Origin of the sequence: Arsukibacterium sp. MJ3, assembly GCF_000987765.1 — a bacterium.
Lineage (GTDB): Bacteria > Pseudomonadota > Gammaproteobacteria > Enterobacterales > Alteromonadaceae > Alishewanella.
Window position 1 is genome coordinate 168,873 of sequence record NZ_LAHP01000003.1, and the last position, 13,388, is coordinate 182,260.

The 13,388-nt window shown below is 45.0% G+C and carries 10 protein-coding genes and 1 other RNA gene; 6 read left to right on the forward strand and 5 right to left on the reverse strand.

The features are described from left to right. Window positions 1-14: 14 nt before the first annotated feature. Window positions 15-2,672: a TonB-dependent siderophore receptor gene (locus VT06_RS03645; protein ID WP_046552907.1), complete on the reverse strand. Its 2,658-nt coding sequence runs from the start codon at window positions 2,670-2,672 to the stop codon at window positions 15-17. Window positions 2,673-3,198: 526 nt separating this feature from the next. Here VT06_RS03645 and dinG point away from each other — a divergent pair. The 4 genes from dinG to VT06_RS03665 are packed head-to-tail and all read left to right on the forward strand — an operon-like array spanning window position 3,199 to window position 7,560. Next, a complete protein-coding gene (dinG, locus tag VT06_RS03650) occupies window positions 3,199-5,268 on the forward strand; it encodes an ATP-dependent DNA helicase DinG (protein ID WP_235357352.1) in 2,070 nt (689 codons plus the stop codon). Window positions 5,269-5,282: 14 nt separating this feature from the next. Then, a complete protein-coding gene (locus VT06_RS03655; protein WP_046552908.1) occupies window positions 5,283-6,068 on the forward strand; it encodes a TSUP family transporter in 786 nt (261 codons plus the stop codon). Next, window positions 6,065-6,622, forward strand: coding sequence for a primosomal replication protein PriC (priC, locus tag VT06_RS03660; RefSeq protein ID WP_046552909.1), 558 nt, complete (start codon window positions 6,065-6,067; stop codon window positions 6,620-6,622). Before VT06_RS03655 ends, priC begins: the two co-directional genes overlap by 4 nt. Then, entirely contained in the window at window positions 6,622-7,560 is a 939-nt protein-coding gene (locus VT06_RS03665) for a histone deacetylase (RefSeq protein WP_046552910.1), read from the forward strand. Before priC ends, VT06_RS03665 begins: the two co-directional genes overlap by 1 nt. Here the strand turns inward: VT06_RS03665 and VT06_RS03670 are convergent. Beyond that, on the reverse strand, window positions 7,531-8,628 hold the full coding sequence (locus VT06_RS03670) for a tryptophan 2,3-dioxygenase family protein (protein WP_046552911.1): 1,098 nt from the start codon (window positions 8,626-8,628) through the stop codon (window positions 7,531-7,533). The two genes, VT06_RS03665 and VT06_RS03670, sit on opposite strands and share 30 nt — an antisense overlap. Before the next feature lie 128 nt (window positions 8,629-8,756). On the opposite strand from VT06_RS03670, the gene VT06_RS03675 reads away from it, so the two are divergent. Next, window positions 8,757-9,017, forward strand: coding sequence for a late competence development ComFB family protein (locus VT06_RS03675; RefSeq protein WP_046552912.1), 261 nt, complete (start codon window positions 8,757-8,759; stop codon window positions 9,015-9,017). Then, window positions 9,014-9,208 (forward strand): DUF2496 domain-containing protein, encoded by a 195-nt coding sequence (locus tag VT06_RS18565; protein ID WP_046552913.1) that lies wholly within the window; start codon window positions 9,014-9,016, stop codon window positions 9,206-9,208. Before VT06_RS03675 ends, VT06_RS18565 begins: the two co-directional genes overlap by 4 nt. Before the next feature lie 208 nt (window positions 9,209-9,416). Here the strand turns inward: VT06_RS18565 and VT06_RS03685 are convergent, their stop codons facing one another. The 3 genes from VT06_RS03685 to VT06_RS03690 form a co-directional block, all read right to left on the reverse strand. After that, window positions 9,417-11,813 carry a heavy metal translocating P-type ATPase gene (locus VT06_RS03685; RefSeq protein WP_046552914.1) on the reverse strand — a complete coding sequence of 799 codons (2,397 nt, stop codon included), beginning with the start codon at window positions 11,811-11,813 and terminating at the stop codon, window positions 9,417-9,419. A 364-nt stretch (window positions 11,814-12,177) separates the two neighbouring features. Next, an RNA gene (gene ffs, locus VT06_RS17745) (signal recognition particle sRNA small type) lies at window positions 12,178-12,274 on the reverse strand. A 137-nt stretch (window positions 12,275-12,411) separates the two neighbouring features. After that, window positions 12,412-13,287: a DUF3014 domain-containing protein gene (locus tag VT06_RS03690; RefSeq protein WP_046552915.1), complete on the reverse strand. Its 876-nt coding sequence runs from the start codon at window positions 13,285-13,287 to the stop codon at window positions 12,412-12,414. Window positions 13,288-13,388 lie beyond the last annotated feature (101 nt).

Below are 13,388 nucleotides of genomic sequence, written 5' to 3' on the forward strand. Positions count from 1 at the left end.
CTTAGTCTATAAGTTTAGAAAGACTGTGATAAACGAACATACGCTATACGACCATAAGCATCATATAAATTGAAGTTATAGTTACGACCATCAAAGCCTTTCAGCTGAGGCGCTTTTTCAAATATATTTTGCGCACCAACAGAAATCTTAGTATTGGTAGGTAAGGTATAGCTTAACTGCATATCATGCGTTACCCAAGAACCAACGTGACCAGAACGAACTACCTGACCAGGCTGACCAGGAACTTGATCAGTATTTTCAAACTGTGAACCGACCATATTAATGTTCCAGGCAAAGTCTAAGTTTTCGTAAACATAAACGTTTGACAATGAAGCACGCTGACGCGGATCACCCTCATCGTTAATTACGTTACGACCACCATCAATTTCGCTGCTTAAACGGTGGCTTAATTGTAACGTCTGCTTTAAACGACCAATGGCACCGAAATCGAAGTTAGTGTTAACACTAAAATCAAGACCGGTAATTGCCCACTTACCTTCGTTAGCATTACCTTGAGTAATTAACTCAATACCACCGTTTGGCAAACGCGCAACGCCTAATCCTGCTGGTACTGGCTGACCTGACTGTTCACGCGTTAAAATAGTGCCGGCACCGAAGAAACGGATTAAGTTACTGATTTCAATATCGTAGTAGTCAGCAGAGAAGTTAAACCACTCGGTTGGCTGGTAAGCCACACCTAAAGACAACTGCTTAGAGGTTTCTGAGCTAATTTCTGGGTTAGCAAGGGTAATAGCACTAACCTGAACAGCACAACCTGCTGCTAAACCTAAGTTTAAGCAAGATGGGTCATCAGATACACTTGGGTTACCAGGTGCTGGTTTTTGCGTTAAAATATCTAACGTCGGCGCACGGAAACCTTCACCGTAAGAGCCACGTAATACTAAGCCATCTAATGGCTCGTAACGTACTGATATTTTTGGCGAGAAGTCATTGCCATAGTCAGAGTATTCGTCGTAACGACCAGCTACTGAGAACTCTAAACCATCCATTACCGGAATTAACGCTTCAGCATAAGCACTTTTCAGGTTACGACCGCCACCAGCACTGTTACCGGCTGAACCACCAACCTGACCCGCTTCTGATAACGAATCGTAGGTATCTGAGTAATCTTCTTTACGGTATTCTGCACCAACAACCATTTGAATGGCACCCGCATCAGTGTCCATAACATCAAATGACGCTGAACCAAACACTTCTTCCTGATCGAAAGTACCAATACGAGCTGTGGTTACTTTTAGGCCATTTAATAAGTCTTGGTAGGCTTTTTTGTCTGTATCAGTAGTAAAACGCGTGCCAAACGGGTCATTTAACCTATAAGCACCGCTATCAACCGCACGACGGGCGTTAGAGCCCATTAAGTAGTTACGGCCAATTCCGTAGGTTTTGGTTTTGTTTTTACGTGCACCAAAATCAACGATGATATCACCGATTGAACCTTCAGCGCCGACTAGGAAGTCAGTTGACCAGTTATCAGATTCGTTATCACGGTTACCTAAGGCAGCAAAACGGTGACGGAAACCAACATCGCGGTTACCTCTACCATCTTGTGGCGCTTCATAGAATGGGCTGGCTGGGTTAGTTGGGTTGTTAATGCTTGAAGCAGACATTCTTGCGGCATCGCCAGCATCGTTTAACGATGGTGCATAACGGCCAAAAGACTTGGTTTTTGAAATTAAAGTATGAGAGAAAATTTTCCAATCATCATTAATGTTATATTCTGCTTTTACAAAACCTGCCTGGTTACCAGTAGAGGCTTCGTTAGCATTAGTCGCATTAAAGTTGTAGGCACAGGCGCCTGAACTTAGGTAGAAAAAGTTTTCTAAGCTATTACACGCTGCTTCAGAAATAATAGATTTTTGACCGCCAGCAATTGGAGCACCAGTGGTAGGATTTACACCACGGTAGCCATTCGGCATAGCCCAGTTTACACCAAAACTTGAGCCGCCTGGCTGAACCCAATCATAGGCGTTTTCAAAAATAATGTCCCGGTTGTTCCACGAAACACCACCAACTACACTGGCGTTATTAGAACTTGAACCGAATACGGCTGAACCTTCTTCACGGTCACCACCTTCGTTAGGAATACTAACGTCAGAGCCGCCGATACGCAGTTCAACGCCGTTGAAATCTTTACGGGTAATAATGTTAATTACCCCGGCAATGGCGTCAGAACCGTATACAGCTGATGCACCATCAGACAAAATCTCAATACGCTCTACCGCTGCCATAGGAATTGAGTTCAAATCCTGTGAGCTGCCAGTAGAAGGTGACTTAGGTAAACGACGACCATCAATTAGTATTAATGAACGTGAAGCACCTAAACCACGTAAGTCAACCTGAGATATACCCTGGGCTGAACTACCTGACTGCGGCCGGAAAGAACCTGATGAGTTGAACGTGGTATTACGAATTAAGTCAGCTACTGAAGTTTGACCTGAGAAGTCAATAGCAACCCGGTCGATAACGGTAACAGGAACTGATTGCTCTAAGTCAGTACGCTTGATACGTGAACCAGTAACTTCAATACGTTCTACCTTGGCCGCTTCATCTTCTTCTGCTGCAGTAACTGATGCAGTAAAAGCAGCGGTTGATACAGCACCGAAAGCGATAGCTAAGCGCACAGCTTTGCTTAATTTATTATTTGTATACATTTATTTCTCCCTGGACCACTATCTCGCTAGTGATTCTATTTTTAACAGTGTCCAATCTTTTAGAAACGATTGGCACTCCATTCATCTCGGTTTTAAGCCGATTTGTCGCCCCCTGATAATAAACGGTATTTTTCCATAGGGTCAACAGCTTTTAATGAACAATTTTGTTTTTATGCTGTCAGCGTTTATTTTGAACAATATTTAAACAATTCCATTTACTGAGCAATTCTGCCCCAAAATGGCACTGAAACCACTTAAACACGCTGCCTTACCGCGAATTAGTACCATAAAAGGCCATACAAGCCCTTTTTATGGCTTATTAAAGATTAAGACCCACAGGCTGGAGGTAAACAAAAATTTACACTTTACCTATATATGCCTTAAAAGCATTTCATTGTCCGCACGAACTAAAGTGACAAACCGGGCATTAAATAAACGGTAAGCGGTAAAGAGGGGCTTTGCTAAAAAGCAATTGACTGGTTACAATCAAAAAACTGTACGTCTATACAGGCAATATAGCCAGCGAATGTTAACTGAACAGCCCAAACCACAAATGTTATCTGAAACATTAAAACAGCAAATACGTGATGCCCAGCTAAAGTTTAAAACGGCGTTACCGAATTATCATAACCGGCCGGGTCAAAATAAACTGATTGCAGAAATGGCCAATATTGTTGCTGGCCAGTACCATCGGCATGACCGGATTGGGTTAATAGAAGCCGGCACTGGTACCGGCAAGTCACTGGCGTATTTGTTGGCTACTCTGCCCTGCGCCCTGGCCCAAAAAAAGACATTGGTTATTGCCACAGCAACTGTTGCATTGCAAGAGCAACTGATCAACAAAGACATTCCTTTTTTCCGGCAGCACAGCGGTATTGAGTTTGACTATAATCTGGTAAAAGGCCGCTCGCGTTATGCCTGTATTGAACGTTTAAAACAACAAATAGTGCAACCCGACTTACTCACCAGCACCGAGCGAAACCAATTTGCCATGCTGGAAACGCTTTATCAGGCTTGGCAACAACGTAGCTGGCTGGGTGACAAAGATACGTTACCAGCAGCATTAGATGATGCCTTGTGGCATAGCATAAGCGCTGATCCTTATCACTGCAGTAAGCATGATAAACGCCATCAGCACTGCCCGTTTCATTTAGCCCGCGCTGAAATTAGTGATGCTCAGGTGTTAGTGGTTAACCACAGCTTATTATTAGCAGATTTAGCGGCCGGTAACGCTATTTTACCGGCACCGGAAGACTGTATTTATGTCATTGATGAGGCGCATCATTTGCCCGCGTGTGGCCGTGATTATTTTGCGGCGTTTGCTCAGCTAACCCAACCGCAGCTGTGGCTGGATAAGTTAGGACAATTGGCTCAGCAGTTAATACAAAGCCTGCCCGACACCAGTTTAAAAGACTTATTAAAACTGGATGATCTGCGTAACGAATTACTCGGCTTGTTAAAACCTATCGAGCGCAGTGTGGCTGAAGCGCAAAGCCGCTGGTTTACCGGGGCAGAGCAGAAAGAATATCGTTTTGAGCATGCTGCACTGCCTAAACTGTGGCAACAACAAGCTGAGCTAATTGCCAGCTGCGCCCAAAAAGCATTAAATGTACTGGAAAAAATTAGTAGCGCGATAGCTGAAGTGGCATTTACTAAGGCCAAGCGCAAAAGCCAAAGCAAACTACTGCAAGACCTTAGCCATCAAGCACAAAAACTAGAGCAACAACAGGCGTTATGGCAGCTTTTTGCTAAGCCTCAGGCAGAGCCTGCGTTTCAGGCACGCTGGCTGGTACGCGATGAACAACAGCAATTAACGGCCCATGCCTGCCCGTTAAGTGTCGCAAATACACTGGAGCATTTACTGTTTGCCCAAGCCTACGCCTGTATTTTATGCTCTGCCACGCTAACAGTATTAAATTCGTTTGAGCATATTAAATATGAGTTAGGGTTAACCGAGCATCCAGGGCTGCGAACACTGAGGGTAGACTCGCCTTTTGCCTATCAGCAAAATGGAGTGATTATTCTACCTAAAATGCAACATGAACCCACATCTAGTGGTTACACTGACGAGTTAATAAGCCTGTTGCCACGTTATTTACCCGAGCAACAAGGTAGCCTGGTGCTATTTGCCTCTTACTGGCAAATGCAGCAAGTGGCTGAGGCGTTAAGAAAAAAAGGCTTTTCTTTATTGGTGCAAGGTGAAGCCTCGCGCCAATCATTACTTAGCCTGCATCAGCAGCAGTGTCAGCACAACCGCACCAGTATTTTATTTGGCACCCAGAGCTTTTCTGAGGGCTTAGATTTACCGGGTAAGTTATTAACTAATCTGGTTATCACTAAACTGCCTTTTGCGGTGCCTACTTCGCCACTTGAGGCCGCGATGAGCGAGGCTATTACCAAAAAAGGTGGTAACCCGTTCGTGCAATTGGCCATACCAGCTACCGCGAAGAAACTGGTACAAGCTTGTGGTAGACTGCTGCGCCAAGAACAGGATCAGGGCAGAATTGTTATTCTGGATCGACGGCTGGTTACCAAGCCCTATGGCAAAGCCATGCTGGACACCCTGCCACCGTTTCGCCGCAAAATTGAATACTAACAGGATATAAAAACGTGTTTAATGAACTAATAGTGACGCACGAGTTGCTACTGGTACTGTGCGCCGTAGCCTTTATAGCCGGCTACATAGACGCTATTGCTGGCGGCGGCGGCTTATTAACGGTACCCGCCTTACTTACGGCTGGGCTGCCGCCACATGTGGTGTTAGGCACCAATAAGCTGGCAGCCACCTTTGGCTCGTTCACCGCATCGCTAACCTATTATCGAAAACATTTATTTAACCCCCGCTACTGGCAGCGCAGCTTAATATACACCGCCATTGGTGCATTACTGGGCACCTTGGTAGTAGACCAACTAAGTACCGCCTTGCTGGAAAAACTATTGCCGGTGCTAATATTAATGGCCGCCATTTACACACTGTTTAACCGCATACAACCCGATGACCGGCTGCAACTTCCCGAGCAAAATAGTCGGTTATATTGGCAGCAACGGCTACAGGGACTAACACTGGGTTTTTATGATGGCGTTGCCGGGCCAGGTGCTGGCGCATTTTGGATGGTGTCGAGCATGGCGCTATACAAAATCAACCTGCTGCTAACCAGCGGCGTAGCACGCACCATGAATTTTATCAGCAATGGCTTTTCATTAATCGCTTTTATGGCGTTAGGTCATGTTAACTATACCTTGGGTATTGCCATGGGCCTGTGCCTGATGTTAGGCGCGTTTCTTGGTGCCCATTCCGCCATTCGCTTTGGCAGCAAGTTTATCCGGCCGGTTTTTATTACTGTGGTTATTGCTATTGCCCTGCGCTTAGCGTGGCAAGCCTGGAGTGGCGCATGAATGCGCTGCAACTGCTGGCAAGCCAATTAACAGAGCTATATCAACGAGCCAGTGTTATTGACAGCCAACGCAAGCCCGGCAAACCACAAGATTGGTTTGAAAGCGGTTTATTTAGTTACCATTCGCCTGATTTAACCGATTATGTAGCCGATGCTCAGCGTAACCTGCAACGGCTTAGTGCCGTGCAATCTGGCTTGTCTGCGGCCAGTCGTCAACGTTTGGCCGAGCATCTGGCCGCGCAAGTTAATGCGCTAACTCAGGCCTTTAGTAATCAACATATTCGCAGCAAATTTCAACAAAGCACCAGAATACGCCGCGAGCAACCAGCGCCCGTTGCTGCCAGCCAGCCCAGTGCCGTTAGCCTTTACCAACAACTTACCGATTATCAGCAGTTCGAGCGTCGCTTGCTCGACATGATTGAACAAACAGAGCGTTATGGTGGCGCTGACAATGCTGGGCGGTTACTGGCATTACATGCCAGGCTGGGACGCTGCCGAAAAGCCATAAACGAGGTTGAACAAACCATTTTACAACGTGAACGGCAGGTTCCGTAATGGCGGCTTATTTTCCTGGTCTGGTTTATCATCCCTGCTACAGCGCGCTTAGCCTACCAGAGCGACATCGCTACCCCATTACTAAGTATCACGCCTTGTATCAAGCTTTACTGGCGCAAGGCCTGTGCAGCACGGCTTTTAGTACGCCCGACGCCATTAATGCCAGGGAGCTTAGCAACGTTCACCGCCCCGATTACATAGCCAGCATGTGCAGCGGCAGCATTAGCCCACAAGCCATGCGCCGCATTGGCTTTCCCTGGTCAGATACGCTGGTTAAACGCTCATTAGTGTCGGTGGCCGGCACCCGGCTGTGTGCAGAGCTGGCGCTTAGCCGCGGTATAGCCGTGCACTTAAGTGGAGGCTATCACCATGCGCGCGCGGCAGAAGGCGCGGGGTTTTGTGTGTTTAACGATTTAGCCTTTGCTGCCAAAAGCATGCTGCAACGCGGGCTTAGCAAGGTACTTATTTTTGATTTAGACGTACATCAGGGTGACGGTACGGCCGGTATTTTTAGCGATGAACCGGCCATTATTACCGCGTCAATTCACTGTGAAAAAAACTTCCCGGCGCGAAAAATTCGCTCTGACTGGGATATTGGCCTGGCTAAACACTGTGGTGATGCTGATTATTTAGAAGCCGTTCATCAAAGCCTGGAAACACTGCTGAACTGGCATCAGCCCGAGCTGGTGCTATTTGATGCTGGCGTGGATATTCATCAGCAAGATGAGCTCGGGCTGCTGAATATTAGCACCGCAGCGCTTTATCAACGCGATCTGATGGTACTGAACGCTTGCCGCAGCCGAAATATTCCGGTGGCAGCGGTTATTGGCGGCGGATATCAGCGCGATGTTGCCGCCTTAACTGAACTGCATATGCAGCTATTTAAGGCCGCTTTTGCGGTCAGCGGTTTAACGCTCGGGGCCGAAATAAAAACCTAACTTACGCTTAACCTGCGGCGGTAGTACCGGTAAATCAGATTTAGGCAGTAAAAACGTCGCCATATTAAATAAGTCGGTAAATATCCGGTTTTTCTCGGTGGTACGCTTTAAATAATCGTGGCCGGAAGAGCCACCAGTGCCAATTTTTGTGCCAAGCATCCGCTGCACCATCATGGCATGTTTGTAACGCCAAATCGTTAGGTTTTCATCTATCTCCGTTAAGCAGGTTAGCAATTGAAACGGTAAATTAAACACTGGTTCTTCCTGATATAAACTAATAAACAACGCCGCCAGCATCGCCTGCTGGCTAAGCCTGAATGTGCCGTCTTCCTGCAACGCCTGATACTTTTCTGTATCTAGCAAGGCTGCAAATTTGGCTCGGGTTTTCGCTATCTCAGCCAGTTGTAGTTGCCGCTCTGGCTCGGCTATCTGCACAATGGCCGTTACCGTAGTGGCGTCATGGTCTAGCATTTGTTTGGTAGCATTGTGGTACATTTGCCAGAAGCTAAAATCGTCTAATTGCAAAAACGGCATCCGCTCCAGCCATTTTTCAATGCGTTCAAACAAACTCGGCTCGGTTTCAAGTGCTTGCAAAAAGTCCCGGTCTTTTTCATTTAAACGGCTGTAAAACGAGTTTTTATCGAAATCAATCCGATATTCGCTTTTCAGACCAAGCCCAATTTCCAGCATTTTAAACTGCACACTCTGAAAGCCCGATGCCGGCACCAGATAATCACGAAACGACATAAAATCTTGCGGGGTCATGGTTTCAATTACCGCAATTTGCTGGTTAAGTAATTGCTGAATAGTGATCACGCGCTTCAATTTATGCACAATACCCGTAAGTTGCTGATCTTTTACTTCCGCCTCAGCAAACACCGCCATTACCGCTTTTAATTCGTGCAAAATTTGTTTAAACCATAACTCATACACCTGATGCACCACAATAAATAGGGTTTCATCATGTGCTTCATTAGCATATTTCGCACTTTCCGGAGCCTGCGCGGTCAGTATTTTATCCAGCTGCAGGTAGTCACCGTAGTAACATGGGGTGGTATTTTTTTGCATTGCCGTTATCCGCTAATCTTAACTAAGGCATTGTAGCAGCCAACGTGCTTAACTCAATCTTTGTCTAGCGTTTTGCCATTAAGCTGATTATGCTAAATGGCAGCTAACTATAACTTGATGAGGCAATAATGAAGCTGGATGATGATATTCATAACTATTACGAAAAATTACTGCTAGACCATATTGTTGAACTTGAACTCGACAGCAGTAGAAATAGCGAATACCTGGCAGACTTATGCTGTATTTCGTTAAATTTACTGCCACCACGTTACATTCGGTACGAGGTTGATATGTCGTTTTACTTACCACAAAGTGAACGTTTTGAAATGCAGATGAAAGTAAAAGAAGCGGTAAGCCGCGCCCAGCAGTTTCTGGATAGCAATAAGTGAGCACAGCAGCCACCGCTACTAGCGATGCGGCAACCGGGTTAGCGAAAGCTCCGGTACATGTTAAGCTGGCGGTGGAACTTATTATGTTACTAGAGCAACAACAACTAGCCGATACTGATATTATGGCCGCGCTGGAAATTGTGGTAACTGATTATCGGCGCAAATGTAATATGACGCAAAAATTGACATAATTTTGAACACTACGCGTAAATTTATTTTTTGATTAACTGCTATCAGCGAAAAGCAGCCGTTAAAGTCCGTCAATTTTTAAAAAAGCGAAGGTCTACTTTGCCTTATGAGTTCAATTGACTTTAGCTGCATTGATGCAAAAGCAAGTTTTAATTAACCATTGGATCTGCCCCCGAGATTAAATCCATCTTTTTCTGGTTTTGATAGTTATTAATTAATTGATTTTGTTTTTAATCGTAGTGCATTGGTAATTACAGAAACAGAGCTAAAGCTCATAGCAAGTGCTGCAATCATAGGCGATAATAATATGCCGAAAAATGGGTATAATAAACCTGCTGCTATAGGAATACCGAGTGCATTGTAAATTAAAGCAAAAAACAGATTCTGTTTAATGTTACGCATCACGGCGTGACTTAAATTCTTCGCTTTTACAATGCCGTTTAAATCTCCTTTAACCAGTGTAATCATTGCGCTCTCAATGGCTACGTCAGTTCCCGTTCCCATAGCAATACCAACATCACTTTTTGCTAGTGCTGGTGCGTCATTTATACCGTCACCAGCCATTGCGACAACTTTGCCTTGTTGCTGTAATTTTATGACTTCTTTGAGTTTGTCTTCTGGCAACATCCCCGCTTTAAAATCGGCAAGATTAAGCTCGCTGGCCACTGCTTGGGCGGTGTCGTGATTATCGCCGGTGAGCATTATCACAGCAATGCCTTTATCTTGTAGCGCCTTAATAGCCTTAGCACTGGTTGCTTTAACTTTATCACCAATAACGACATACCCAGCTACTTCACCATTTATGGCTAAATAAGAAACGGTTTTGCCTTGTTTTTGAAAAGATTGTGCTTCGGCTTCCATTTCTGCAGAAATAGTCGCGTTTGCATACTCCATCATTTTGGCATTTCCTAAATCGAGCTTTTTGCCATCAACGGTTCCTTCCACGCCTTTTCCGGTTACTGCACTAAAGTTTTCAGTTTTTGAAATGTCGATTCTCTGTTGCTTGCCATACTTTACAGTCGCTACGGCAAGTGGATGTTCGCTGGCACTATTGAGCGATGCAATAAAATGTAGTATTTGGCTGTCGCTGAAATTTGAAGCAAATACGCCTATTTTCTCAACGGTTGGTTTTCCTTCGGTAATAGTGCCTGTTTTATCGACAATAAGCGTGTCTACCTTGTCTAACTTTTCAAGCGCTTCGGCATTTTTAATCAACACGCCATTTTGAGCACCTTTACCAACACCAACCATTACCGACATAGGTGTTGCTAAGCCCAATGCGCAAGGACAGGCAATAATCAATACCGCTATAGCATTTACCAAGGCAAACACGTACGCGGGTTCTGGCCCCCAAATTGCCCAAACGGCAAACGTGATTAAAGAAATTATCACCACCACTGGCACGAAATATCCTGACACGGTATCGGCTAATTTTTGAATAGGCGCGCGGCTGCGACTAGCATCGTTTACCATCTGTATAATTTGCGAAAGTAAGGTCTCGCTGCCCACTTTTTCGGCTTTCATCAAAAAAGACTGATTACCATTTATAGTGCCACTGCTGACCTTATCGTCTTGCATTTTATCGACGGGAATAGGTTCGCCTGAAATCATAGATTCATCAACGGTGCTTTGGCCTTCGGTAATTACCCCGTCTACAGGAATTTTTTCACCTGGTTTAACCCGTAAAATATCGCCTTTTTCAATTTTATCAATGGCAACCTCTTCTTCAGTGCCATCTACCACACGCACGGCTTTGTTGGGTGCAATTTTCAGTAATTCTTTTACAGCGGAATTCGTTTTGCTGTGTGCTCTTGCTTCTAAAACCTGCCCCATTAACACTAACGTGAGAATTACCGTGGCCGCTTCAAAATAAACGTGTACGGCGCCAGAATCGGTTTTAAATTGGACAGGGAAGAAGTCTGGGAACAATATTCCGAAAACACTAAATAACCACGCCACGCTGGCGCCAATGCCAATGAGGGTAAACATGTTGAGGTTCCACGTTTTTATGCTTTTATAGGCGCGCTCAAAGAACATCCACGTGGCATAAAACACAACGGGAATTGACAGTGCAAACTGAACCCAATTCCACCACTTTTGTTCCATCACATCGTAAAGTGGATTATTAGGGATCATTTCGCTCATCGCGATAAAGAAAATCGGTAAAGTAAACCCTATTGCTATCCAAAATTTCTTTAAGAGTTTTTTGTAAGTATTCTCTTCAGAAGAAGCATCTGCCTGTAAAGGCACTAAATCCATACCGCATACGGGGCAATCGCTTGGTTTGTCATAGGTTTTATCGCCCTCACAGTGCATAGGACAATAAAATGTTCCCGTTCCAGTTCGTTTTCTTTTAGCTTTTTCCTTTTTGACTTCTGGTGTTTTAGGCTGTTCTCCAAGTTTATGAATACTATACGCGCCGCCGTCCTCTTCCATCGCTTTTTGAAAGGTTTCAATAGCAATGTGAGATGCCATCTCGATAGTTGCCTGTGCATTTTCTAAATCGACTGACGCATTGACCACACCTTGCACTTTAGAAAGTGTTTGCGCTACGTGATTACGACAACCCTTGCAGGTCATTCCGTGTACATGGTAGGTGTGTTTCATTTTTGTTCCTTTTTTAACAGGATATATGAGGTGGCTACTACTTTTTCTGCAGTAGTGCTCCCTCAAAAATTGCTATGGAGTATAGGAAAGATATTACACATACCTATTCTATTCAACAGGTGCCAATTTTACTGGTCTCAAGGCTTTCGAACTGTTTGGTGGTACAAGTTGGTAGTAAGTCAAAATGGATGATATATGAAGGGTAATTAAACCACTGATCGGTTAGATGAAAAGTAGTAATGAAGCTAATCTTATCTGAGGTAAATCTGATTTACCTAAAGCAGTGTGTTTTTTTTAGCGTATGAATGTCTGCGTTCGACGTTATTAATGTCGACATTACATTATAAAAAATGGTGGGTGGCAACTCCACCAGCCACATCCCGGCACCTGCATCATAAGCTGTGGCTGCTTCCTTCCGGACCTGACCAAGTTAACCTACTAGCATTGCGAGAGGACCAATGGAGTTACCATTGATTGCCAAGGCGGTTGACTACATTTACGGTCTAACCTTGGCAGGTGCGCATTATGCGCAATGCCCTGCCAGGTTTCAAGTAATTTAGCCGTGGCAAGGTGTTGTTGCGCAAAGTTTAAGCAGTGCTTAATCTGTGCTCTGCAGCGCCGCCTGATATTTCAGGGCAATCGCTCTTAAACGCTGATGGTTAGCCGGCCCCAATCTGATTATTTGTTTTTCCAGTGCACTGCGGCCCTCTACCGTTGGATCGGCATAGGTGTAGGCCACTGAACGACGTAACAGAGTAGTATCAACCGTTGGGCTCTCAATCGCCAAAAACTGATTAATAGCCTGTGCTAAACGTTGTTTAAAGCTCATTTCAGGATAGCCCAACTCGGCAAACGCCTGCTCAAACCACGGCTGATATTGCTGCAACAGCTGCACTAGTTGCTCAGGTTCAACACTTTCTAATAACTGCAAATAAGGCTGATAACGCTGATAACCGGCCGAGTCTATTTGATAGGTCTTGCCATCTTTTTGAATAAGAGCTTTAAAGGGTTCATCTAATGGCGCTACTACCGGATGTTTAGCAACCAGTTGCTGCTGCGCCAGATTGTCGATGGTTACCACCAGGTTACGGACCATTTGCTTGGTATTGATTAAGCCGGCCAGCCCAGGTTGCCAGTTTTGTTCTAACAGTTTGGCGGTTAGTAGTGGATCTGATTGCTCTAATTTAGGCAGCGGCTGTGGCGCTACCACCGGCTCTGACGGCGTAACCTCTGCCCCTACCTCTGTTTCAGCTGCAAATAGAGGGTCAGATCCAACTTTAGGTTCAATAATAAGCTCTGGCGAGGGTTGCAACAACTCAGGCTCAGTGCTCACTGGCGGTAACACACTAATCTCGGTACCGGATTCGGTAGCTGGCTTAAATAACAGCCACAATGCCAGCAAAATGACGATTATTACCGCGGCAATTCCTGCGTAATACAGTTGTTGTCCGCTACCCGATGGTTTCGCTGTCATGGCTAACTCCTTGTTAATTGTTTTGGTTAGATTTATTAGTAAGGTATTTTGTCTTTATAGCGAAAATTTCTGTTTATCGAAGCAAGGATATACTGCAATAT

Bases quoted from the DNA above. Each gene is read 5' to 3' on its own strand.
- VT06_RS03645 (WP_046552907.1), bottom strand. From the start codon at position 2,672: ATGTATACAAATAATAAATTAAGCAAAGCTGTGCGCTTAGCTATCGCT.
- dinG (WP_235357352.1), top strand. From the start codon at position 3,199: ATGTTAACTGAACAGCCCAAACCACAAATGTTATCTGAAACATTAAAA.
- priC (WP_046552909.1), top strand. From the start codon at position 6,065: ATGAATGCGCTGCAACTGCTGGCAAGCCAATTAACAGAGCTATATCAA.
- VT06_RS03665 (WP_046552910.1), top strand. From the start codon at position 6,622: ATGGCGGCTTATTTTCCTGGTCTGGTTTATCATCCCTGCTACAGCGCG.
- VT06_RS03670 (WP_046552911.1), bottom strand. From the start codon at position 8,628: ATGCAAAAAAATACCACCCCATGTTACTACGGTGACTACCTGCAGCTG.
- VT06_RS03675 (WP_046552912.1), top strand. From the start codon at position 8,757: ATGAAGCTGGATGATGATATTCATAACTATTACGAAAAATTACTGCTA.
- VT06_RS03685 (WP_046552914.1), bottom strand. From the start codon at position 11,813: ATGAAACACACCTACCATGTACACGGAATGACCTGCAAGGGTTGTCGT.
- VT06_RS03690 (WP_046552915.1), bottom strand. From the start codon at position 13,287: ATGACAGCGAAACCATCGGGTAGCGGACAACAACTGTATTACGCAGGA.